The organism is Duganella aceris (assembly GCF_011090165.1).
In the GTDB taxonomy this organism is placed as follows: Bacteria; Pseudomonadota; Gammaproteobacteria; order Burkholderiales; family Burkholderiaceae_D; genus Rugamonas; species Rugamonas aceris.
Map to the genome: position 1 here is coordinate 152,650 of NZ_JAADJT010000008.1, position 23,817 is coordinate 176,466.

Here is a 23,817-nt window from a genome sequence, read left to right on the forward strand (position 1 = left end):
CGCGCCAAGCATCTTATTCATCAGGAGGATGCGAGAGCTGTTATGGATCCAGAAATAGTTGAGTGGGTGACATCGAATTTCCTGCCGTTCGAAGCCGAGCTTCGCCGGCTGCTGCGGCGTGTCTGCAACGGATCGGCGGAGATCGACGACGTGATCCAGGAGGTGTATTACAAGGTCCTGACCATGGGCAGCATGGATCACGTCCGCGACGCGCGCCCGTTCCTGGTGCGGATGGCGAAAAACGTGGTGCTGATGCGGATCCGGCGCGACGCCATCGTCGACATCGAAGCGGTGGCCAATCTGGAGGAGCTGCAGATCGCCGACGCCTCGCCGTCCCCGGAACGGGTGGCGCTGGCCCGCGCCGAGCTGAAATGGGTGCTGGGCTTGATGGCGAACCTGCCGGACCGTTGCAAGGAAGTGTTCAACGCCCGCCGGATCGAAGGGCTGTCGCAGCGCGAAACCGCCGAGAGCCTGGGGATTTCGGAAGGCATCGTGGAACAGGAGACCATCCGGGGCATTAAATTAATTCAGAAAATGGTGGCGAACATCGGAGTCAACGACGAACTATTCCAGTCCAGGGCGCATGCCGGGAAATTCCCTCTAAGGAAAAATCATGGCTACGATTGATGATCAGGCGGCGACCTGGATGGTGCTGCGATCGGAGCGGGAACTCGGCGCCGCCGAGCTTCAGGAATTCGAGGCGTGGTACCAGGCCGACATCCGCCACCAGGGCGCCTATCTGCGCGCCATGGCGGTGAACAACGCGCTGAACCGGGCGACGATGCAGCACGACCTGCGGCCGCAGGCGTCGAGCGCCGTGCCATCCTACGACGCGCCGCGCCGGTGGCGCAGTGCGATGGCCGCCGTCGGCGGCGTCGCCGCGGCCTTGCTGGTGGCGGTCGCCGTGTTCCTGGCGCCGAAGGGCGCCACCAAGGTCGAGCTGGCGACGGCGAAGGGCGAGCTGCGCCAGTTCCAGCTCGCCGACCAATCCGTCGCCAGCCTCAACAGCGGTAGCGAGGTCGAGGTGACCTTGACCGACACCGCGCGCCAGGTGCGTCTGAAGCAGGGCGAAGCCTGGTTCCAGGTGGCCAAGGACAAGCGCAAGCCTTTCGTGGTGGAAGCGGGGGAAATCCGCGTGCGCGCGGTCGGCACGGCATTTTCCGTGCGGCGCTACAAGCAAGGGGCCGATGTGCTGGTCACCGAGGGCGTGGTCGAAGTGTGGAGTAACAAGGGGGCCGGCTATCGCACCCTGGTGTCGCAGGGGGAGCAGATCTTCATTCCGGAATCGGCGTCCGACATCAAGGCGATGCGCCTGCCGGGCGAGATCGAGCGCAAGCTCGCCTGGCGCACCGGCAAGGTCGTCTTCACCAACCAGACCCTGGGCGAGGCGGTCGCCGATTTCAATCGCTACAGCCCGCGCAAGATCATCATCGTCGACCCGGAACTGATGCGCATGAAGTTCATCGGCCAGTACTCGGTGGATGCGCCCGAGATCTTCGCCAAGGATGTCAGCACCTACCTCAATGTTCCGTTGGTCATCACGGCCGATGCTATTATGATCGGGCAAGCCAAACCGGCGCCGGGCCGCCCGCAGAGCAAGGAAATACGATGACGCGCAGCTGATAGGACGACGATCGTCGGGAGATTCTGTGAGTGACAGGGCAATATAGCCCTGCGGATACAATCAAGGAGACACGCGTGCCGGCATCATTTGGACGCAGTACGACGCTGGCATTGGTCGTCGGAGCGGGCTTGTTCGCCTGCTCTCGGCCGGCCAGCGCGCAGGAAAGCCGGAGGCCGTTCAACGTCGCGCGCGGCGCGGCGGAGCAGTCGATCGCGGAATTCGCCCGGCAGGCGGACGTCAACGTGCTGGCGTCGACGCGCAACCTCGCCGGCGTCGTGACCAACGAGGTCGCCGGCAACCTGTCGGTGAACGAGGCGCTGGCCAGGCTGATCAAAGGCACCGGGCTCTCCAGCCGGGTGAACGCCAACGGCGGTATCTTCATCATGGCGCCGCCCGCCGCTGCGGGCGAGCGCGTCCTTGCTCCCGTCCATGCTCCCGCGCATGCCGAACCGGCGCCGCCGCCCGACGAGGACGCGGAGGCGACGCAAATCGTGGTGACCGGCTCGCGCCTGGTGAGCCGGGGCTATCAGGCGCCGTCGCCGGTGTCGGTGGTCGACGGCGAGGAGCTGCGCTTGTCCGGCGCGCAGACGGTCGAGACGCTGCTGGTTCAAAGTCCTCAATTTTCCGGCAACATCTACAACGCCGCCGGCAACGGCGGCAGCCTGGGCGTGGTCGCGCTGAACATGCGCGGCCTGGGCGAGCAACGCAGCCTGACCCTGGTCAACGGGCGCCGCTACACGGTGACCGGCGCCGACGCACTCACCGACCTGAACACCATTCCCGCCGCGCTGGTCAAGCGGGTCGAGATCGTGACCGGCGGTTCCTCCGCCGTGTACGGGTCCGATGCGATCGCAGGCGTGATCAACTTCATCCTGCGCGACGACTTCAAGGGTGTGGAGCTCAGCTCCGAAACCAGGCGCGACCTGCACACCAACACGCCCGCCAACCAGCTGACCTTGACCGCCGGCGGCAACTTCGCCGGCGACAAGGGCAACGCGGTGATATCGGTCGACTACTTCAACCGTGGCGGGATGCTGCGCCAGCAGGTCGGCTGGGCCAGGGTCGGCTTCGCCGACGGTTGCGTGACGCCGGCGTCGTTCAGCGACCGCGCCGCCGGCGTGCCGTTGCCGGTTCCCGCCGGGCAGACCTGCTCCGGCGCGGGCGGACGCGCCGGCCTGATCGTGGCGAATTCCGCCGCCACGCCGGCCGGCCGCTTCTTTAACATCCCGACCTACGGCGCCGCCGAATCGAATCCGGCCTTGAACGGCGCGCTTGCCGCCGCCGGCTTGCGGAATATGTCGAGCTTTGGCGTCACGTTCGACCCCGGCAGCGATGCGGCGCGCGCGGCCATCGACCCGGACGACCGCTACAACAATACCGCCGCCAACTATATGCAAACGCCGCTGCGGCGGGCCATGGTCAACAGCTTCGTCAACTACAAATTCGACGACCGCAGCACCGGCTACATCGAGGCGCATTATTCCAGCAATCGCGCCGACACGGCCATCGCGCCGGGCGGGGTGGCCAACAACGTCCTGGTCGACACCAACAATCCTTATTTGTCGGCGCCGGACCGGGAGGTTTTGCGGCAAATGGACTTGGCCGAAAGCGGCACGACGACGATCGCACAAGGGACCGCAAGCTACAGCACCACCCCGGGCGACGGCCTGGCGGTCCTCGGCATCAATCGGCGCAACGCGGAGGCGGGGCCGAGGGTGTCGGCCTACGAGCGCAATGTGTTTCGCAGCGTGATCGGCGCCCGGGGCACGCTGCTGGAGGATCTGCGCTACGACGTCTATTACTCCTACGCCCGCACCATGCTGACGGAAAGGCAAACCGGAAATTTCTCACTGAGCGGATGGCAGAACGCCATGCTCTCGGTCGGCGGCGCCGCGCCGCTGCTGAATCCCTTCGGCGCCAATACTCTGTCGCCGCAGGCTTTGCAGGCGGTGACGGTATCCTCGAAAAACACCTCCGTGTACGAGCAGCAGGTAGCCGCCGGCAACCTCGCCGGTTCGCCGCTCGATTTGCCGGCCGGGCCGGTCGACGTCAACACCGGCTTCGAATTGCGCTCCAACCGGATCGCGTTGACGCCCGATGCGCTCAACGTCACCGGCGATATCTCGGGGCAGGGCATCATCCTGCCGGTGGCCGGCAGCACCAATGTCAAGGAGCTGTACGCCGAGATGCGCGTGCCGGTGCTGCGCGACGCGCCGTTCGCCAGGCAACTGTCGCTGAACGGCGCGCTGCGCTATTCGGACTACAGCATGAAGGGCAGCGGCGGCGTCTGGACCCACTCGCTCGGCGCGCAATGGGAACCGGTGCACGACGTCACGGTGCGGGCGCAGATACAACGTGCGATCCGCGCACCGAATATCGGCGAGCTGTATGGGCCTCGCAATCCGCTGACCCCGGTCGCCAACGATTCCTGCTCCAACCGCGTATCGGCCGCCGCGCAGACGGCCGCGTTGCGCGCGCTGTGCGTGGCGAGCGGCGTGCCGAACGCGGCGGTGTTCACGGCCGGCGTGCAACCGAACGCGCAGGTGGCCACGCTGGCCGGCGGCAACCCCAGCCTCGCGCCGGAAACCGCCGACACCACCACGTTCGGCCTGGTCTACACGCCGCACAGCATCCCCAATCTGGCCTTCAGCGCCGACTTCTACAAGATCAATGTGGACGGCGCGGTCGCTTCGCTCGGGGGAACCCTGCAGAACCTGTTCGACCTTTGCTACAAAGTGTTTGCCGATGCGAACAGCGTCTATTGCAAGGCCATCCATCGCGATCCGGTCACCGGCGCGATGGGCGGCGGCAACGCCTACGTCGATCAATCCTTGTCCAACACCGGCGGCATCAAGACTTCCGGCATCGACCTGAACGCGGTGTACTCGCGCGATATCGGCTATGGGCCGTGGCCCGGCGCCAGCCGCATCGAGATCGGCGGCAACTGGACCTACACGCGGGAATACACGTTTACGCCGGTGCAGGAATTTCCCAACCTGAAGAATTTCTGCGTGGGTTCGTTCGGCGCGATTTGCGGCGCGCCGGCGCCGAAGTGGAAAGGCATAGGCCGGATCAACTGGCGCAATGGCCCGCTGACCTTGTTGCTGCGCGGCCGCTACACCGGCGAGGTCCTGCGCGACACCTACCTGCTTCCGCTGCGCCAGGGCAGCGCGGCGCCCGCCATGGAAGATGTCAGCGTCGCCAGGATCAAGGCGCAACAATATGTCGATCTGTCGCTGTCGCTCAAGCTTGCCGACCAGATGGTGGTCCACTTCGGCATCAACAATCTGTTCAACCGCGATCCGCCGTTGCTGGGGTCCGGCGCCGTGACCTGGGCGCTGGGCACGGCGCCTGGTACCTACGAGCTGTATGGCCGCAGCATGTTCTTCGGGCTGGCCAAAAGCTGGTGATCAGCAACATGACTATTTGCGTGCGGCGCATAGGAAAGCTCAAGCCGGATCATCTTATCAATGACGTATAACTATTGATTGGAGACCGCACGTGCGTACCAGCCTGTTCCTGCTGTCTGTCGTGATCCCGGCCGCCGTTTGCTGCGCCGCCGAAGTGCAGACGGTGCAAGTCAACGGCGATGCCGGCGGCAAGCGCTTCGACGGCATCGGCGTCGTCGATGGCGGCGGCGCCACCTCGGTGCTGCTGAAGGATTATCCCGAACCCCAGCGCAGCCAGATCCTCGATCTGATGTACAAGCCGAAATTCGGCGCCTCGGTCAGCGCGCTGTACGTCGAGATTCCGGGCGATGGAAACTCCACCCAGGGTTCCATGCCCAGCCATATGCACAGCCGCGACGATGTGAATTACTCGCGCGGCTACACATGGTGGCTGATGAACGAAGCGCGCCGGCGCAACCCGGTCTTGTCGCTGGACGGCGCGGCGTGGAGCGCGCCCGGATGGATAGGCGACCAGGGCAAGCTGTACGCCGGCAGCGACGGCGACGCCAGATTCTTTTCTCCCGACACCACGGAATACTATGTCAAGTGGCTGCAAGGGCTGCGCGCGGTCTACGGCCTGGAGCTCGATGCGATCGGCATGCGCAACGAAAAGGGCGTGAGCTACGATCTGGTCAAGGCGCTGCGGTCGCGCCTGAACGCGCAGGGTTTTTCCGGCGTCAGGCTGCATGCGTTCGACAACTGGCCGGATGCGTGGAAATTCGACTTCGTTAAAGACCTGCAAGCCGACGCGGCGCTGCGCGACGCCGTCGATATCATCGGCGCCCACATCAATTCCGACAAATCCGTGGTGCCGGCGAGCGTGCGCGCAACCGCCGAACGGCTGGGCAAGCCGATCTGGAATACCGAAGGCCATGTCTACAAGGCCGGCTACGACGGCTTGATCGGCGTGGTCGAGTCGTTCAACGAAAACTATATCCGCAGCGGCGTCACCAGGATCATCAACTGGTACGGCATCGCCGGCGTCTACACGATGGAGCCGTACTCTGGCGAGAAGGAGGCCGCCGTGCGCGCCAACTGGCCGTGGAGCGGGCATTTCGAATCCAACCCCAGCCTGTGGGGCTACGCCCACTACGGCCAGTTCACCGGCATCGGCTGGACCTATCTGAATGGCGCCAGCGGCGATCTGGGCGGCGGCGGGACCTTCGTCACGCTCAAGTCGCCGCAAGACGATTACAGCATCATTGTCGAAACCAGCAAGGCTTCGGCGCCGCAACAGGTGCGCTTCCAGGTGGGCGGCGGCTTGTCGACGAACGCGGTCGCCGTCTGGCGCAGCGATGCGCGGGAATATTTCATCCGCCAGCCGGACATCAGCGCCGTCGATGGCGCCGTGACGCTGACGCTCGCTCCCAACGCCGTCTATTCACTGACCACCACGCGCGGGCAGCAAAAAGGCGAATTTTCCGATGTGCCCGCGTTGAAGGCATTTCCCTTCCCGTATCGGGAAGACTTCGAACGATATGCGGAACCCGCCCGCTGGGGCTATCTGCCGCGCTATTTCGCCGACATCTCCGGCGCCTTCGAGCTGGCGGACTGCCCGGCCGCCAAGGGCAAGTGCCTGCGTCAGGCCGTACCGGTGCCGACCATCTCCTGGGCGCCGGACTGGAAACCCTACACGATCATCGGCGACGATGGCTGGTCGGATTATGAGGTCAGCGCGGATCTGTACCTGGCCGCAGGGGAGTCCGCCGCGGTGATGGGGCGCATCAACCATGTCGGCACCGGTTACGGCATCATCCCCAAGGGCTATTACCTTCAGCTCGACAGCGCAGGGCAACTCAGCCTGGTCGTCGCGCGCGGCAAGGCGGACAAGAAGGCGCTGGTGGGCGACGCCGAGCAGCAAGCCCTGATCAAGCTGCGCAACGATGCGGGCGAGGGCGGCGAAAAAGTGCTGGCCACGACGGTGGCGCCGGGCATCACCGCGAACAGCTGGCACAAGCTGACACTGCGTTTCAACGGCGCCCGCATCACCGGCCATCTCGACGGCAAGCAGATGCTGGCCGCGACCGACACCCTCTACGGGCGCGGCATGGCCGGCCTGATGGCGGGTCCGTCGGGCAAGGGATTGAGCATGCCGTACTTCGATAACGTTCAAGTCGGCGCGATCGGCGCCGCGCCGTCGGACACGCGGGAAGCGCCGGCGGCGCAAAGTCCGCTGTATCCGTCCTATGGCAGCGCCCGGTAGCGGAAATTCCGGAAGCGTACCTCGCCCCGGCCGGCGGCATAGATGGCGGGGCGCAGGCTGATGAAGCCGTCGGCCACGTTGTGGTGGTAGCCGGACACCTCGATGGCGTTGCTGAAGCGCGTCCACTGCTTGCCGTCGGTGCTGGAGAACAGCGTGACGACATTGCGGTCATTGACCAGCCGCAGATGCAGCTTGCGCGGCACGGCGGCCCGCTGCGGCCGCTCCGTGCCGTAGCGGTGCATGATTAGGCCATCGCGGTCGAAGCCTAGGCCGGCGTACAGCTTCTCGTTGTAGAACACCAGCAGACCGGCCTTGGCGTCTTCGCCGATCTCGACTTCCACCTCAAGCTGGTAAGCCTGGTCGCCGGCCTGGAACGTCATCGGCGACGCATTCCGTGGTGAATCCCCTTTGGCCTGCAGCACCAGCGCGCCGTGGTCGTAGCGGTAGCGCGCGGCGTCGGCGTCGTCACCCTGATGGAAGCTCCATTGCACGCCCATTTTGTTGGTGCTGAAATCGTCCGACAGCGCCATGCCATGCGGAACGGTGTCATTGCCCGGTTTGGGAATCGGTTGGCCGACGTCATAGCCGGCCGACTTGAACCAGCCGTCGCTGGTCCATTCCACCGGTTCAAGCAGCGTCTGGCGGCCCAGCGTCCAGAAGCCGTTTTCATAGGCGTGGTACATCAGGTACCACTTGCCGTCCGGCCCCTCGACCAACGTGCCGTGCCCCTTGGACCACCAACGCTCATCCTTGCTGCGCGTATGCACGATCGGATTGTAGGGCGAGTTTTCCCATGGGCCGCGCAAGGTCCTGGCCCTGGCGGAGACCACCATGTGGCTGGTCGGCGGGCCGGCGGTGCCGCCCTCCGCGACCACCATGTAGTAGTAACCGTCGCGCTTCAACAACTTCGGCCCTTCGAGGGAAAAGCTGCCGACCACCCAGTCGGACGGATATTTCCAGCCGTCGTAGACCTTGCTCATCGCGCCTTGCACCGACAAACCGTCGTCGGCCAGCGGCACCATGTTGCCGCCGTCGAGGAACAGATAGCGCTTGCCGTTTTCATCCACCGCGTGGCCGGGATCGATCTGGCCCAGGATGTTCAGGTCGATCGGATCGCTCCACGGCCCCTGGATCCGGTCGGCGTGGATGACGTAGTTGGTGGTGCGGCCGTCCTTCAATCCCGGGAAATAGATGTAGTAGCGTCCCTTGTGCTTGATGAGATCGGGCGCCCAGACGCTGCCGACGTTTTTCTTCAGCGCCGGCAGGAGAGGCTGCCAGTTGACCAAATCCTTCGAATGCCAGATCAGCAGCCCGGGATAGGAAAAGAATGAGGAATGCGTCATGTAGTAGTCGGCGCCGTCCTTGAGGACCGACGGGTCGGGCCGGTCGCCGGACAGGACCGGGTTCAGGTAGCTGCCGTTGTTCTGGTCCGGGACGCGCTGGTTCTCGATTCCGCGCAGCCAGGGGTGCTCGCCGGCGTCCGCCGCCCAGGTGGTGGATGCGCAATAGAGAAGGACTGCGGAGGCGAGGCGAGTGAGGTACATGGCGGGCGATCCTTCGTTGTGTTGGTCTATAACGAAGATGATCGCCTGACGCTTTTCCTATGCCGAAATGCCGCGCTGGCCGAAGTAGTCAAATAATTGACTAGATGAACGCAGCCAGTTCGTCCGGCGTCCCGTTGGGAAAGGCCTCCTTCAGATAGCCGAGGAAGGCCGACACGCGCGCGCTCAGCAGGCGCCGCGACGGATACAGCGCCCACAGCGCGGTCTCCGGGCCGTCGACGTCGCCCCAGCTGACCAGCGTGCCGGCGGCCAGATCGGGACTCACCAGCGACAACGGCAACCGCGCGGCGCCGATGCCGAGCCGCACCGCGTCGCGCACCATGAAGTGCGAGGACAGCGACAGCACCGGTTCGACTTCGATTTCGGATGTTCCGGCGGCGGCCAGCACGCGCCATACCGCCGGCTGGGCGCCGGTGTCGCGCACGACCGCCGGCGCCGCCGCACCGCCGGCGGGTCGCGGCAGGGCGGGGCTGGCCGCGACCACCATGCTATCCCGGAGGAATATGCGCCCGATCAGGCTCTCGTCGGGAGCCGGGTTGACCCGGATCACCAGGTCGTAGCCTTCCTCGACCATGTCCACCGGGCGATCCTCGGTGGTCACCTCCAGCCGGATCTCGGGATATTTCAACGCGAAGCCGGCGGCCAGCTTCCCCATCGCCGCCTGCGAGAACAGCAACGGCGCGCTGATGCGCAGCCGGCCGCGCGGCCGGTCGCCGCCCAGCGACAGCGCGGCGGCCGTCTCGTCGATCTCGGTGAGCAGCACCGTGGTCCGCTCGTAGAGCGCCTTGCCTTCCTCGGTGAGCTTGAGCACCCGCGCGCCCCGTTCGAACAGCCGCAAACCGAGGCTGCCCTCCAGTTCCACCACGCGGCGCGACAGCGTCGCCTTGGGACGCCCGGTGGCGCGCGCGGCCCGTCCGACCCCTCCGTGCCGGGCGACGAGATTGAAATCGACCAACGCCAGCAAATCCATGTGTTCCACCCTTGAGACAGTATGTCTAAATATACCGTCTTTCGGACCAGCTGTGGGATGACTATCATACGAAGTACCTTAACCCACAACGGAGAAACACCATGACCATCCTAGTTACCGGAGCAAGCGGCACCATCGGCCGTCAAGTGATCGAACAACTCGTCCAGCGCGGCGTCGCGGTGCGCGCGCTGGTCCGCGATCCCGCCAAGGCCGATTTTCCGGCCGGCGTCAGCGTCGTCCAGGGCGACCTGATGGACCCGGATTCGCTGCGCGGCGCGTTCGCCGGCGTTTCCTCGCTGTTCCTGCTGAACGCCGTGGTGCCGGACGAGTTCACCCAGGCGCTGATCGCGCTCAACCTCGCCCGGGAGGCCGGCGTCGACCGCCTGGTCTATCTGTCGGTGATCCACAGCGACCGCTTTGTCAACGTGCCTCACTTCGCCGGCAAGTTCGGCGTCGAGCGCATGATCGAGCAGATGGGCTTCAACGCCACCATCCTGCGCCCGGCCTATTTCATGAACAATGAGCTGACCATCAAGGACGCGGTGCAGGCCTACGGCGTCTATCCGATGCCGATCGGCGGCAAGGGACTGGCGATGATCGACGCACGTGACATCGGTGAGATCGCCGCGATCCAGCTGATCCGGCGCGACGACGCCGGCGCGCCGCAGCCGCTGGAACGCATCAACCTGGTCGGCCCGGATACGCTGACCGGCGCGGACGCCGCCGCCATCTGGTCGGAAGTGCTGGGGCGCCCGATCGCGTACGCCGGCGACGACACGGCCGCTTTCGAGCAGAATCTGCGGCAGTTCATGCCGAGCTGGATGGCCTACGACATGCGCCTGATGAGCGAGCGCTTCCTCAGCGACGGCATGATCCCGGAAGCGGGCGACGTCGAACGCCTCACCGCGATGCTGGGGCGGCCGCTGCGCAGCTACCGCGACTACATCGCCGAAATCGCACCTCAAACCCAGGCATAAGGAGTGACATCATGATTTATTCGACTGCGACCGTTCCGGTCAATCCGCAAGGCGAAGTGACGCTGACCCGCGCCCAGGCATGGGCCGGTCTGGTCATGAAAGCCCGTGACGCGCGGCTATTCCTGCCGCCGGGCCTGTGCACGCGCTGCGACGTGGTGGAGGAAAGCGCCACGCACATCGTGCGCGAAGCGACGATCGCCGGTGACGATCTGCGCGAGATCATCGCCTTCGACGCGGAAAACAAGGTGTCCTTCTTCCAGGCCACGGGCCCGCGCGAAGGCGTGATCATCAACGAGCTGTTCGAGGATGAGGCCGGGGCGCTGCAACTCAAGTTCTATTGCTACACCGGGCTGCGCGGCAAGACCCCGAACGGCCCGGAAGAGCAAGCCGAACAAGCCTGGATGGACGGTGACAAGGGCTACAAGAGCGCCTTGCTGTCGACACTGAAGCGCACGCGCGAACTGCTCGCCGAAGGCAAGCTTGCGTAATCGCCGTGGTTTCGGTCAGGTAAGACCGCTTACTTGGTGCGGAATACGATCCGCGCCTTGCTCAGGTCATACGGGGTGAGTTCCACGTTGACCTTGTCGCCAGGGAGAATGCGGATGTAGTTTTTTCGCATTTTTCCCGAAATATGACCGAGTACCAGGTGGCCATTTTCGAGTTTGACGCGAAACGTAGCATTGGGGAGATTCTCCAGAATCTCGCCCTGCATTGCGATGACATCATCTTTTGCCATTGAATTCCTATAGTGATGCGGCTGCGCGGCGGCAGCCGAAGTTTGCCGGATGGGGACGACAGGATACCAGCAACGCGGCATTTTGGCTTGAAATGATGGATTTCAGCGCCTTCAGCACGATTTTGCGTTTGATGCTAATATTTAGCATCCTATGTAAAACCGAGCGCGCCGATGACCAGTTACGATAAAACCCTGATGTCCCTGACCCACACGCTGATCCACGTGGCGCGCGCCTACAAGGCGGCGGCGGACCAGGTGGCGGGCGACTTCGGCCTGTCGCACGCCAGCGCCTGGCCGGTGCTGATGATCTCACGGCTGGGCGACGGTTCGCGTCCCGGCGTGGTGGCCGACGCGGTCGGCATCGAGGCGCCGTCGCTGGTGCGCATCGTCGATCAGCTGGTCGGCGCCGGCCTGGTGCTGCGCCAGGACGACCCCAGCGACCGACGCGCCAAGACCTTGTCGCTGACGGCCGAGGGCCGCCGCATCGCCGATCTGCTGGAGCGCGCGCTGGAGCCGTTCCGCCGCGCGCTGTTCAAGGACACGCCGCAGGCCGACGTCGAAGCCTGCCTGCGCGTGTTGACCCGGCTGGACCAGCAACTGGCCGGCGAGGACCGGGCGCCGCAATGAAGCTGCCCAGTTCCAGCGACCTGCTATTTTCCGGCAAGTGCTTCATCGCCTCGATGCTGGCGCTGTACGTCTCGCTGGCCGCCGGTCTGCCACGCCCGTTCTGGGCGATGATGACGGCGTATATCGTCGCCAGTCCGTTTTCCGGCGCGGTGCGTTCCAAGGCGCTGTTCCGCGTCTGCGGCACGCTGATCGGCTCCGCCGCGACCATCTTCATCGTGCCGCGCATGGCCAACGCGCCGGAGCTGCTGTCGCTGGCGCTGGCGTGCTGGGTCGCCGTATGCCTGTACGTGTCGCTGCTTGACCGCACGCCGCGCTCCTATGTGTTCATGCTGGCCGGTTATACGGCGGGCCTGATCGGCTTCCCCGCCGTGACCGACCCGTCGGCGATTTTCGATACCGGCCTGGCGCGCGTGGAAGAAATCACCATCGGTATCCTGGCCGCGACCGTGGTGCATTCGCTGGTGTTCCCGCAGGGTGTGGGGCCGGTGCTGCTGGCCCGTCTGGACCGCGCGCTGGCCGACGCGCAGCGTTGGGTGGCCGAGGCGCTGGCGCCCGCCGCCGACGGCGCGCGGCCCACGCACACCCGGCTGGCGCTGGCCGGCGAGATCAGCGAATTGCGGGTGATGTCGACCCATCTGCCTTTCGACACCTCGCACCTGCGCTGGACCTCCGGCATGGTGCACGGCCTGCATGACCGCTTGACCTTGATGGTGCCGTTGCTGCTGGCGGTCGAGGACCGCTTGCGCGCGTTGCGCGAAGTCGATCCGGCCAGTCTGACGCCGCGCTGGGAACGGCTGCTGGCCGATATCGTCGCTTGGGTGGAGGCCGGCCAGGACGCCGATCCGGCGCGCGCCGCCCAGCTGCGGGCGGAACTGACCCAACTGACGCCGGCGCTGCCGTCCGACGCCGATTGGAGCGCGATCCTGCGCCTGAATCTGGCGCAGCGCCTGGATGCGCTGATCGCGGCCTGCGAAGAGGGCCTGGAGTTGCGCACCAACGTCGATGCAGTGATGCGGGGCGGGACGGCGGTCTACACGCCGCACCTGACGCCGTCGGTGCTGCATCGCGACCACGGCATGGCGCTGCGCTCGGCGCTGGCGGCGGTGCTGGCGATTCTGGTCTGCTGCGGCTTCTGGATCGCCACCGGCTGGCCTTCGGGCGCGGCGGCGCCGATGATGGCCGGCGTCTTCTGCTGCTTCTTCGCGACGCAGGACGATCCCACTCCGGCCATCAGGATGTTCATCAAGTGGACGCTGATTTCGGCGCCGGTGGGGGCGCTGTATATCTTGTGTGTGCTGCCGGCGGTGCACAGTTACGAGATGCTGGTGTTGACCATCGCGCCGGTGTTCCTGCTCGCCGGCGCCTATATGCCGCGTCCGGCGACGGCAGGGCAGGCGCTGGCTTTCCTGATCGGTATCGCCGGCACCTTGTCGTTGCAGGATACCGGCACGCTGGATATTCCGAGTTTCCTGAACGGGATGGTGGCGCAGCTGTTCGGCTATATCGCGGCGGGCGCCATCACCGCCGTGGTGCGCACCGTCGGCGGCGACTGGATGGCGCGGCGCATGCTGCGCATCGCCCGCAAGGATGTGGCGCAGATGGCGCAATCGGCGACGCCGGCGTCGCTGTTGCATATCTCGGCGCGCATGGTGGACCGTATCGGCCTGCTGATGCCGCGTCTGGCGATGGCGCAGCCGGCGCCGGAGGCGCACGCCGTCGCGCTGGAGGCGCTGCGCGAATTGCGCGTCGGCCTGCACATCGCACAACTGCGCGGCATGCAGTGGCAATTGGAGCAGGCCGGCGTGGCGCTGCGGCCGCTGCTGCAAAAGCTCGCCGGCTACTTCGGCCACGGCGCGTCCGATGCCGCCGCCACTGCGTCATCAGCGCCGCCAGTGCCATCAGCGCCTCCGACGTCGGCGTCGCCAGCGGCTCCGGCGTCGCCAGCGGCAGCGGCTTCGCCAGCGGCACCGGGTTCGCCAGCGGCTCCGGCTTCGCCAGTGGCGGCGGCATCGGCGGCATCGGCCGCATCGACGGCCCTGCTGGCGCAGTTGGACGCCACGCTGCGCGCGGTCTGCGGCGCCGCCGGCGACACCCGGCCGCTGGCCGCCGCCGCCCTGGCCAGCATGCGGCGCGACCTGTTCCCGGGCGCCGCCCTCTATCAACCCACCGCCGTGGAGCAACCCGCATGACCGCCGAACTGAGTCTGTACGGACTATACATCCCCACGCTGCTGCTGCTCGCCATCGTCGCGCTGATCTGCACCCGGGTGCTGGGCCGCTTCCTGATGCGGATCGGCTTCTATCGCCTGGTATGGCATCCCGCGCTGTTTGAATTCGCGCTGTTCTTTATCCTGCTGGGCGGCTTCTCCATGCTGCTGACCAGCCGCGGCTACTAATCGGAGCTATCGCATGAACCTCACCTCCCTGAAAACACCCCTGATGGCCACCGGCCGTCTGATCGTCACCCTGGCCGCCGTCGCCGTGGCGGCCGCGCTGGCCTGGCGCCTGTGGCAGCACTACGAAGTCGAACCCTGGACCCGCGACGGCCGCGTCAAAGCCGACGTGGTGCAGGTCGCCCCGGACCTCACCGGCCAGGTGACCGAAGTGCTGGTGCGCGACAACCAGCAGGTCAAGATCGGCCAGGTACTGTTCGAGATCGACCGCGCCCGCTTCGAGCTGGCGCTGCGCCAGGCCGAAGCCGCCGAACAGGCGCAGCGCGCCGCGCTGGACCAGGCCATCAAGGAATCGCGCCGCAACACCGAACTGCGCGACCTGGTCGCCGCCGAGACGCGCGAGCAGGGCGTCTCGCACGTCGACCAGTTGCGCGCCGCGCTGGCGCAGGCGGTGGTCAACCGCGACGTGGCCAAGCTCAATCTGGCGCGCACGCGGGTGGTGTCGGCGGTGAACGGCATGGTCTCCAACCTCGACCTGCGCGCCGGCTCCTACGTCAGCGCCGGCCACGCGGTGATGGCGCTGATCGACACCGACTCGTACTACGTCGAAGGCTATTTCGAAGAAACCAAGCTGCCGAAGATCGCCCTCGGCGACGCCGCCACCGTGCTGCCGATGGGCGGCAAGCAGCGCCTGATGGGGCACGTCGAAAGCCTGTCCGGCGGCATCGCCGACCGCGACCGCACCACTTCCGCCAATCTGCTGTCCAGCGTGAACCCGACCTTCAACTGGGTGCGCCTGGCGCAGCGCATCCCGGTGCGCATCAAGCTCGATCCCTTGCCGGCCGGCGCGCGCCTGGTCGCGGGGCAGACCGTGACGGTCGATGTGCGCAACGGACATTCGTGAGATGGAGGACCAGATGAGGACCACACTTTTACGCCGCTTCGCGCCGCTGGCGCTGGTGGCCGCCTTGAGCGCCTGCGGCACCGTCGGCCCGGAATACCGCGTGCCCGAGCAGGCTGCGGTCAAGCGCCCGGAGGCCGCCGCGCCTTTCCTCGGCACGGACGAACCGGCCTACAGCGCCGCAGCGCTGCCTGAACATTGGTGGCGCCTGTACGACGATCCGGTGCTGGACCGCCTGATCAAACAGGCACTGGAAGCCAACACCGACCTGCGCGTCGCCGCCGCCAACCTGGCGCGCAGCCGCGCCGTGTTGCAGGAAGCCGATGGCGCCGGCAAGCCGGCGATCGGCGTCTCCGCCGTGCCGTCGGTGGGACGCTCGTCGGGCGCGGCGAAAGGTTCGCCGAGCGCGTTGCCGGACGTGTGGAGCTACGACGCCGGCGTCAGCGTCTCGTACCAGGTCGACATGTTCGGCAAGATCGCGCGCGCGGTGGAATCCGCGCGCGCCGACACGCAGGCGGCGCAGGCCGGCGTCGACCTGGTGCGCGTCACCGTGGCCGCCGACACCGCGCGCGCCTACGCCGACGCCTGTTCGGCGGTGCGGCAGATGACGGTGGCGCAGCAGTCGGTCGACTTGCAGCAGAAATTCGTCGCGCTGACCGACGAACGCACGCGCGGCGGACGTGGCACCGCCATCGACGGCGCGCGGGCGCGCAGCCAGCTGGCGCAATTGCAGGCGGCGCTGCCGCCGCTGCAGGCGCAGCACCGCACCGCGCACTACCGCCTGGCCGCGCTGACCGGGCTGACGCCGGCCGAGATGAATATGCACCTGCTGACCTGTGAAGCCGCGCCGCGCCTGACCACGCAGATCCCGGTCGGCGACGGCGCGGCGCTGCTGCGCCGCCGTCCCGACATCCGCCAGGCCGAACGCAGCCTGGCCTCGTCCACCGCGCGCATCGGCGTCGCCACCGCCGATCTGTACCCGAGCATCAGCCTGGGCCTGTCCGCCGGCAGCACCGGCCTGCTGGACCACTTCGGCGCCGGCAATACCGCGCGCTGGAGCTTGGGCCCGTTGATTTCATGGAGCGTGCCGTCGAACGGCGTCGCCCGCAGCCGGATCGCGCAGGCCGAGGCGGGCGCCGACGGCGCGCTGGCGCATTTCGACGGCGTGGTGTTGAACGCGCTGAAGGAAGTGGAAAGCGCGATGACGGTATACGCGCGCGAGCTGGATCGCAACGCGGCGCTGAAGACCGCGCGCGACCAGAGCGCGCTGGTGTCGCAGCAGTCGCACCAGCTGTACCAGTACGGCCGCACCGACTTCCTGTCGGTGCTGGACGCCGACCGCACGCTGGCCGCCACCGATGCGGCGTGGGCGGCGTCGGACGCCCAGCTGGCGGGCGATCAGATCACGCTATTCCTGGCGCTGGGCGGCGGCTGGCAAAGCCCGGAGCGCAAGGCTCAATAACGTTCGAGCCAATGCGCGTAAGGCGCCGGCAAGGTCCACGAAGCGCGTTCGACGCCGAGTTCCTTGGCGGCGAAATACGCCCAGTGCGGATTGGCCAGGTGCGCGCGGCCGACCATCACCAGGTCGAGCTGCTGCTCGCGCACCACGCGCTCCGCGATCTCCGGCGTGCCGAAGCCCCAGGCCGACGACACCGGCACGCCGGCTTCGCGCCGCACCCGTTCCGCCACCGGTCCCATGAAGGCCGGGCCCCATGGAATCGACGTGTCCGGAATCGTGAAGCCGACGCTGACGCTGATCATGTCCATGCCGGCGTCCTTGAACTGGCGCACCAGGCCGATCGAATCGAGCAGCGTCTGTTCGTCGCGGCCATCGTATTCGATCACGCCGAAACGCACCGTCAGCGGCAGGTGCTCGGGCCATACTTCGCGCACCGCCTTGAGCGTCTCCAGCAGGAAGCGCGAGCGGTTTTCCACGCTGCCGCCATAAATGTCGTCGCGCTGGTTCGAGTGCGCCGAGAAGAAACTCTGCGCCAGGTAACCGTGGGCGAAGTGCAGCTCCAGCCATTCAAAGCCCGCCTCCAGCGCGCGGCGCGCGGTGTCGACGAAGTTCTGGCGCACGCGGGCGATGTCGTCCAGCGTCATCGCGCGCGGGGTTTTCGGCAGGTTGCCGCCGTAGGCGATGGCCGACGGAGCGATGGTCTGCCAGCCGCGCGCGTCGCCTTCGGCGATATGGTCGTCGCCCTCCCATGGACGGTTGGCGCTGGCCTTGCGGCCGGCGTGGCCGATCTGGATCCCCGGCACCGCGCCGGCGGCCTTGATCGCGCGCACGATCGGCACGAAGGCCTGCGCCTGCTCGTTGTTCCACAAGCCGGTGCAGCCCGGCGTGATGCGGCCCTCCGGCGCGACGGCGGTCGCTTCGACGATCACCAGCCCGGCGCCGCCGCGCGCGATGCTGGCGTAGTGCGACAGGTGCCAGTCGTTGGCGACGCCGTCGACGGCCGAGTACTGGCACATCGGCGGCACCGCGATACGGTTACGCAGCGTGACATCTTTCAATTTGTAGGGCTGGAATAAAGCGGACATGGGTTTCCTTTGCAGAGGAGAGAGAAGGATATAGTTCGAAAATATACGAACAATGGAACAAGTATAACCCAAGGTGTATGATGTTGCTTATGCGCCCTTATAAACATCCTCCCGCCAGCGATCTGGTGCTCGAACGCGTGCTGTACGCGCTCAGCGATTCGATTCGTCTGGAAATCGTCCGGCACCTGGCCGGCGTGGACAACGCCACTTGCGGCGAGCTCGATGGCGGCCGGCCGAAATCGACCGTGTCGCATCACTTCAAGGTGTTAAGGGAATCGGGGCTGGTGCTGACGGAAGGCGTCGGCACCGCCCATATCAACACGCTGCGGCGCGATGACATCGACCGCCGCTTCCCTGGCCTGCTGGCGGCGATCCTGGCGCAGCCGGCGTAACCCAGTCGCGTGGATCAGCCGGCGCGGCTGTTGGAACGTGCCGGCGGCGTCGCGCCGGTTTGTAGCACTTCGTTCAGCCGGGCCACCAGGTTTTCCCGCGCGACCGTCGAATGCGCGTCCGACAGCGACGCGGCCAGTTGGGCGTCGCCGGCCGCGATGGCGTTGACGATGCGTTCGTGCTCGTCCCAGATCGCTTCCCGCTGCGCCGATTGCAGCACCGCGCCCATCACGCGCCGCAGGTGCACCCAGTGCAGCTGCGTGGTCTGGAAGATCAGCGGATTATTCGACGCCATGTAGATGGCCGTGTGAAATGCGATGTCGGCCTCGATCATCGCCTTGACGTCCTTGCCGCGCGCGGCGACGCGGCCGGCCTTGATGATGGCCGGATCGATCACCGCCTTGCGTTCGGCGGCAAGCCGGGCCGCCAGCGCGTCGAGCGCGCCGCGCACCTGGTACAGGTTGCCGATCCATTCCGCATCCATCTCGGCGATCAGCACGCCGCGGCCGGGCGCGTCCTGCACCAGCCCGTCCTTCTTCAGCAAGCGTAGCGCCTGCAACACCGGCGAGCGTGAGACGTTCATCTGTTCCGCGATCTCTTCCTGCGTCACGCGCGTGCCGGGCGGCAGGGTGCCCGCGCTGATCGCATCCAGCAGCGATTGATAAACCTGATCCACCAGATCCGGCGTGCTTTGTATTTTTGAGAGTCCGCTGAGCATCATGTATTCAGTATACGTTTAATAAGCGCAAAGTCAATTTGAGCGGAACGCCGCTGCAAAAAGCGCTTGACTTACGCCCGATAACTGACAATACTGAACTCTGTATACAGAACACAGAACACAAAATAACCGCCAGGAGACCTCATGAAAGTGTTTTACGATAAAGACTGCGACCTCTCGCTCATCCGCGACAAGAAGGTCGCCATCATCGGTTACGGCTCGCAGGGCCACGCCCACGCGCAGAACCTGTCGGAGTCCGGCGTCAACGTGGTCGTCGGCCTGCGCAAAGACGGCGCCTCCTGGGGCAAGGTGGAAAAGGCCGGCCTCAAGGTGGCGGAAGTGAACGAGGCCGTGCGCGGCGCCGACATCGTCATGATCCTGCTGCCGGACGAGCATATCGCCCAGGTCTACAACGAGAACGTGGCGCCGCACATTCGCCAGGACGCGGCATTGGCCTTCGCCCACGGCTTCAACATCCATTACGGCCAGGTGGTGCCGCGCGCCGACCTGGACGTGTTCATGGTGGCGCCGAAAGCGCCGGGCCACACCGTACGCAATACCTACCAGCAGGGTGGCGGCGTGCCGACGCTGATCGCCGTCCACCAGGACCGATCGGGCATCGCCCGCGAGCTGGCGCTGTCGTACGCGGCGGCGAACGGCGGCGGCAAGGCCGGGATCATCGAGACCAACTTCCGCGAAGAGACCGAGACCGACCTGTTCGGCGAGCAGGCGGTGTTGTGCGGCGGCGCGGTGGAGCTGATCAAGGCCGGCTTCGAGACGCTGGTCGAGGCGGGCTATGCGCCGGAGATGGCGTACTTCGAATGCCTGCATGAGCTGAAGCTGATCGTCGACCTGATCTACGAGGGCGGCATCGCCAATATGAACTACGGCATCTCCAACAACGCCGAATTCGGCGAGTATCTGACCGGTCCGAAGATCGTCACGGCCGAAACCAAAGAGGCGATGCGCGAGTGTCTGCGCTACATCCAGACCGGCGAGTACGCCAAGAGCTTCATCCTGGAAAACAAGGCCGGCGCGCCGACGCTGCTGTCGCGCCGCCGCCTGAACGCCGAACACCAGATCGAGCAAGTAGGCGAAAAACTGCGCGCGATGATGCCGTGGATCGCCGCCGGCAAGCTGGTCGACAAGTCGCGCAATTGAAACTCAGTAATTCATTAGAGGAGACCCATCATGAACACCCGCGATAAAACCATCGAGGCCGGCCAGCCCGTCATCAAGAAACTGATCCCGTTCGGCGGCTATCACACCAACAAGGTGCCGGGCCACGATCCGGAGCTGACCGAAGTCGGCCCCGGCACGCCGATGGGCGAATACATGCGGCGCTTCTGGCATCCGGTGTGCATGTCGCTGGAATTGACCGATACGCCGCACTTCCTCAAGATCCTCGGCGAAGAGCTGGTGGCCTTCCGCGACGGCTCCGGCCGCATCGGCCTGCTGCATGCGCACTGCGTGCACCGTGGCGCGTCGCTGGAGTACGGCGCGATCCAGGAGAAGGGCATCATGTGCTGTTACCACGGCATGGTGTTCGACATCGACGGCACCTGCCTGCACGTGCCGTTCCCGAAGGGCGAGGAAAAGGAAGGCGAGAAGTACGCCTGTTCCATCAAGCAGGGCGCCTACAAGGCCTTCGAGCGCAACGGCCTGGTGTTCGCCTACATGGGACCGCCGGAAGAGGAACCGCCGTTCCCCGAGTGGGAAGGCAACTTCACCGTGGCCGAAGGCGATGAGCTGGTCCCGTACAGCAATTTCCAGCACTGTAACTGGTTGCAGGTGCAGGACAACGCGGCCGACAACTTCCACCCGACCGCGCTGCACTCGGCGAAGAACGTCGTCAACGGCAATTACCAGGGCACGACCTTCGATGAAGTCGGGGCGGCATCGATGGAGGTGGCGCCGGACATGCAGTTCATCCCTATCCACCAGGGGCGCGGCCTGGCCTGCGCCGGCGCGCGCCGCGTCAACAAGGACAAGCTGTTCGTCCGGGTCCAGCACCAGGTGCTGCCGAATCTGAGCCTGCATGCCTACACTTCCGAGGACGGTTCGCAGAAAAAACTGTTCAGCCGCTTCCACATCGTGCGCTGGACGGTGCCGGTCGACGACGTCAACGCCAAGATGATCGGCTGGCGCGTCATGGGCCCCGGCATCGACACGCGCGGCGTCGGCGACAAGAACATGGTCGGCTACGAGACCATCGACTTCCTCGAAGGCCAGGTGGCGATGCGCCGGCCGGAACGCTTCGGCAAGTACAAGCTGGAAGACCTGCCGCCGATTCCATCCGACCACCGCGCCCGCGAGAACTACAAGGACTGCCAGTACGCGCCGGGCGATTACGAGGCCATCATCAGCCAGCGGCCGATCGCGGTGCACGCGCTGGAAAACCCTACCAAGTTCGACGCCGGCGTATTTTTGTTCCGCAAGCTGCTGCGCGACGCGGTGCGCGGCACCAATCCGGCCGCCGGCCCGCAGCAGTTCGCCGCCTGGCTGCGCGACAACGCCGCCGCGCCGAACAGCTACTGCACCGGCAACGTGCTCGAAGTGCCGGAAGGCGCGACCACCGAGGAAGAAGTGGCGCGGCGTCGTCACGTCACGCGCCAGATCGTCGCCATCCTGACCGAGAGCGAAGGCCTGAAGGGCGAGCAGCGCGACGGCTTCGTGCGCGAACGTTTCGACGCGCTGGAAAAATCGACGCAGGGTTGAGGTGTGCATAAGCCCGGCCGCAGAGCCGGGCGTTTCAGGAGACTGCAATGGAAATGAGCCAACAATTCATCGACACCGCGCGCCAGCCGACATCGTTGTCGCTGCTGGTGCGCCAGGTGCGCTACGAGGCGGAGGGCATCAATTCGTATGAGCTGGTGCATCCGCTGGGCGAGCAACTGCCGCCGTTCACGGCCGGCGCCCACATCGACATCCACCTGCCGAACGGGATGACGCGCCAATACTCACTGTGCAATGCGCCGCACGAACGGCACCGCTATGTCATCGCGGTGCTGCGCGACGAAGCGGGGCGCGGCGGTTCCAAAGCGCTGCACGACACGCTGCAGGTGCAGGGCCTGACGACCGTCGGCGCGCCGCGCAACAACTTCCACCTCGCCGCCGACGCGAAGAAGGTGATCCTGCTGGCCGGCGGCATCGGCGTGACGCCGATGAAGTCGATGGCGCACGCGCTGGAGGCGGCCGGCGTGCCGTTCGAGCTGCATTACTGTGCACGCAACGAGGGCTGTGTCGCCTTCCGCGAGCAGTTCGACACCGACTGGGCGCACGGACAACTGCACTTCCACCACGATCGCGGCGTGCCGTCGGACGGGCTGGATATCGCCGGACTGCTGCGCGAGCCGGAAGCGGGCACGCACGTGTACTACTGCGGCCCGTCCGGCTTTATGAAGGCCTGCGCCGCCGCGACCAGCCATTGGGCGCGCGGCACCGTCCACTTCGAGCACTTCAAGGCGCCCGAGCCGGAGCCGGCGTCCGTCAGTCCGGCCCCGGCGCCGGGCAGCTTCCAGCTGAAGATCGCCAGCAGCGGCGTCATGCTCGACGTGCCGCCGGATAAAAGCATCGCCGAAGTGCTCGACGAGGCCGGTATCCACATCGAGACCTCGTGCCAGGCCGGCCTGTGCGCCACCTGCAAGATCCGCTACCTCGAAGGCGAGGTCGATCACCGCGACTACATCCTCGACGAGGCCGAACACGGCCAATGGCTGACCGCCTGCGTGTCGCGCGCGACGTCCGGCGTGCTGGTGCTCGACCTGTAACCCATTAACCCAAGGAGTCATCATGCTAGACAAAGTCAAAACGACGCTGTCGCCCCAACAACAGGCGGCCGCCATCTCCATCTATCAACCCAAGCAAGCGGGCCTGATTTTCCCGCAGATCCCGTCCTTCGACAACCACGCCGAGGAACGCCAGCACCGCAAGGAACGGCTGGTGGCGGCCTGCCGCGCCTTCGCCCAGCAGGGCTACGACTACGGCTTCGCCGGCCACCTGACGGTGCGCGATCCGGAGTTCCCGGAACTGTACTGGACCAATCCGATGTGCGTGCATTTCTCGCAGGTGCGGGTGTCCAACCTGATCCTGGCGGACCACAAGGGCAAGGTGGTCGAAGGCGACTATGCGATCAACCGTGCCGGCTTCGTGCTGCACGCGGCGGTCCACGAGGCGCATCCGGACATCATGGCGATGTGCCATGCCCACACCGTGTACGGCACCGCCTTCGCCGCGCTGGGCAAGCCGCTGGAGCCGATCAGCCAGGACGCGGCCGCGTTCTTCGAAGACCACGTGGTGATCAGGGACGAGGCGGGGCAGGTGGCGGTCGAGGAGAAAGCCGGGCTGGCCGTGTGCGACTGGTTCAAGGACGTCAAGGCGGCAATCCACCAGAACCACGGCCTGCTGACGGCGAGCCGCCACAGCATCGAATCCGCCGCGTTCTGGTTCATCGCGCTGGAGCGCTGCTGCCAGCAGCAGCTGATGGTGGAGGCCACCGGGCAGACGCCGCTGCTGGTGTCGCCGGACCGTGCGCGCTACAGCCGCGAGCACGTGGGCAGCGACTACATCGGCTGGCTGCATTTCCAGCCGATCTGGGACCAGTTGTCGAAGACCCAGCCCGACATGTTCGACTAAGACAAAACGCATTATCCAGGCTTCCGCCTCACGGCGGACATTCCGGGCGCCAGACTTCGGGAGCGGCAGCATGCCGCTCAAACCGGGCA

Annotated in this window: 21 protein-coding genes; 16 read left to right on the plus strand and 5 right to left on the minus strand. The window is 66.0% G+C overall.

Annotated features, from left to right (window positions below):
* Nucleotides 1-42 precede the first annotated feature (42 nt).
* The 4 genes from GW587_RS18335 to GW587_RS18350 all read left to right on the plus strand — a co-directional run bounded on the left by GW587_RS18335 (nt 43) and on the right by GW587_RS18350 (nt 7,276).
* Nucleotides 43-627, plus strand: coding sequence for an RNA polymerase sigma factor (locus tag GW587_RS18335; RefSeq protein ID WP_166105852.1), 585 nt, complete (start codon nt 43-45; stop codon nt 625-627).
* Entirely contained in the window at nt 614-1,612 is a 999-nt protein-coding gene (locus GW587_RS18340) for a FecR family protein (protein ID WP_166105854.1), read from the plus strand. Before GW587_RS18335 ends, GW587_RS18340 begins: the two co-directional genes overlap by 14 nt.
* 86 nt (nt 1,613-1,698) lie before the next feature.
* On the plus strand, nt 1,699-5,034 hold the full coding sequence (locus GW587_RS18345) for a TonB-dependent receptor (RefSeq protein WP_166105855.1): 3,336 nt from the start codon (nt 1,699-1,701) through the stop codon (nt 5,032-5,034).
* Between the two features lie 91 nt (nt 5,035-5,125).
* On the plus strand, nt 5,126-7,276 hold the full coding sequence (locus GW587_RS18350) for a galactocerebrosidase (protein WP_207393553.1): 2,151 nt from the start codon (nt 5,126-5,128) through the stop codon (nt 7,274-7,276).
* On the opposite strand, the gene GW587_RS18355 is transcribed toward GW587_RS18350, so the two are convergent.
* Nucleotides 7,258-8,820: a family 43 glycosylhydrolase gene (locus GW587_RS18355; RefSeq protein WP_166105858.1), complete on the minus strand. Its 1,563-nt coding sequence runs from the start codon at nt 8,818-8,820 to the stop codon at nt 7,258-7,260. The genes GW587_RS18350 and GW587_RS18355 overlap by 19 nt on opposite strands.
* Before the next feature lie 100 nt (nt 8,821-8,920).
* Complete coding sequence (locus tag GW587_RS18360) at nt 8,921-9,808, minus strand: LysR family transcriptional regulator (RefSeq protein ID WP_166105860.1); 888 nt, start codon at nt 9,806-9,808, stop codon at nt 8,921-8,923.
* 101 nt (nt 9,809-9,909) lie between these two features.
* On the opposite strand from GW587_RS18360, the gene GW587_RS18365 reads away from it, so the two are divergent.
* On the plus strand, nt 9,910-10,785 hold the full coding sequence (locus GW587_RS18365; protein ID WP_166105862.1) for an SDR family oxidoreductase: 876 nt from the start codon (nt 9,910-9,912) through the stop codon (nt 10,783-10,785).
* Nucleotides 10,786-10,796: 11 nt separating this feature from the next.
* Complete coding sequence (locus tag GW587_RS18370) at nt 10,797-11,273, plus strand: AtaL-like protein (RefSeq protein ID WP_166105864.1); 477 nt, start codon at nt 10,797-10,799, stop codon at nt 11,271-11,273.
* 29 nt (nt 11,274-11,302) lie between these two features.
* Here GW587_RS18370 and infA read toward each other — a convergent pair whose 3' ends face one another.
* Nucleotides 11,303-11,521, minus strand: a complete 219-nt coding sequence (gene infA, locus GW587_RS18375) for a translation initiation factor IF-1 (RefSeq protein WP_166105866.1) — start codon at nt 11,519-11,521, stop codon at nt 11,303-11,305.
* A 171-nt stretch (nt 11,522-11,692) separates the two neighbouring features.
* Between infA and GW587_RS18380 the strand changes: the two genes are divergently transcribed.
* The 5 genes from GW587_RS18380 to GW587_RS18400 are packed head-to-tail and all read left to right on the plus strand — an operon-like array spanning nt 11,693 to nt 16,903.
* Entirely contained in the window at nt 11,693-12,148 is a 456-nt protein-coding gene (locus GW587_RS18380) for a MarR family winged helix-turn-helix transcriptional regulator (protein ID WP_166105868.1), read from the plus strand.
* Nucleotides 12,145-14,337, plus strand: a complete 2,193-nt coding sequence (locus GW587_RS18385) for an FUSC family protein (RefSeq protein ID WP_166105869.1) — start codon at nt 12,145-12,147, stop codon at nt 14,335-14,337. The genes GW587_RS18380 and GW587_RS18385 overlap by 4 nt, the downstream gene beginning before the upstream one ends.
* A complete protein-coding gene (locus GW587_RS18390; protein WP_166105871.1) occupies nt 14,334-14,543 on the plus strand; it encodes a DUF1656 domain-containing protein in 210 nt (69 codons plus the stop codon). Before GW587_RS18385 ends, GW587_RS18390 begins: the two co-directional genes overlap by 4 nt.
* Before the next feature lie 13 nt (nt 14,544-14,556).
* Complete coding sequence (locus GW587_RS18395; protein WP_166105873.1) at nt 14,557-15,444, plus strand: HlyD family secretion protein; 888 nt, start codon at nt 14,557-14,559, stop codon at nt 15,442-15,444.
* Between the two features lie 13 nt (nt 15,445-15,457).
* Nucleotides 15,458-16,903, plus strand: a complete 1,446-nt coding sequence (locus GW587_RS18400; protein ID WP_166105874.1) for an efflux transporter outer membrane subunit — start codon at nt 15,458-15,460, stop codon at nt 16,901-16,903.
* Here GW587_RS18400 and GW587_RS18405 read toward each other — a convergent pair.
* Nucleotides 16,897-17,985, minus strand: coding sequence for an NADH:flavin oxidoreductase/NADH oxidase (locus tag GW587_RS18405; protein ID WP_166105876.1), 1,089 nt, complete (start codon nt 17,983-17,985; stop codon nt 16,897-16,899). The genes GW587_RS18400 and GW587_RS18405 overlap by 7 nt on opposite strands.
* Nucleotides 17,986-18,074: 89 nt before the next feature.
* Between GW587_RS18405 and GW587_RS18410 the strand changes: the two genes are divergently transcribed.
* Nucleotides 18,075-18,377, plus strand: coding sequence for an ArsR/SmtB family transcription factor (locus GW587_RS18410; RefSeq protein WP_166105879.1), 303 nt, complete (start codon nt 18,075-18,077; stop codon nt 18,375-18,377).
* A 14-nt stretch (nt 18,378-18,391) separates the two neighbouring features.
* Here the strand turns inward: GW587_RS18410 and GW587_RS18415 are convergent, their stop codons facing one another.
* Entirely contained in the window at nt 18,392-19,093 is a 702-nt protein-coding gene (locus GW587_RS18415) for a GntR family transcriptional regulator (RefSeq protein WP_166106213.1), read from the minus strand.
* Between the two features lie 144 nt (nt 19,094-19,237).
* Here GW587_RS18415 and ilvC point away from each other — a divergent pair, with 144 nt between their 5' ends.
* Genes ilvC through GW587_RS18435 form a run of 4 tightly spaced genes read left to right on the plus strand, consistent with a single transcriptional unit; the run spans nt 19,238 to nt 23,728 of the window.
* Nucleotides 19,238-20,254 (plus strand): ketol-acid reductoisomerase, encoded by a 1,017-nt coding sequence (gene ilvC / locus GW587_RS18420; protein WP_166105880.1) that lies wholly within the window; start codon nt 19,238-19,240, stop codon nt 20,252-20,254.
* A gap of 30 nt (nt 20,255-20,284) precedes the next feature.
* Entirely contained in the window at nt 20,285-21,811 is a 1,527-nt protein-coding gene (locus GW587_RS18425) for a Rieske 2Fe-2S domain-containing protein (protein WP_166105882.1), read from the plus strand.
* Between the two features lie 53 nt (nt 21,812-21,864).
* A complete protein-coding gene (locus GW587_RS18430; protein ID WP_166105883.1) occupies nt 21,865-22,863 on the plus strand; it encodes a PDR/VanB family oxidoreductase in 999 nt (332 codons plus the stop codon).
* A 22-nt stretch (nt 22,864-22,885) separates the two neighbouring features.
* Nucleotides 22,886-23,728, plus strand: coding sequence for a class II aldolase/adducin family protein (locus GW587_RS18435; RefSeq protein ID WP_166105885.1), 843 nt, complete (start codon nt 22,886-22,888; stop codon nt 23,726-23,728).
* Nucleotides 23,729-23,817 lie beyond the last annotated feature (89 nt).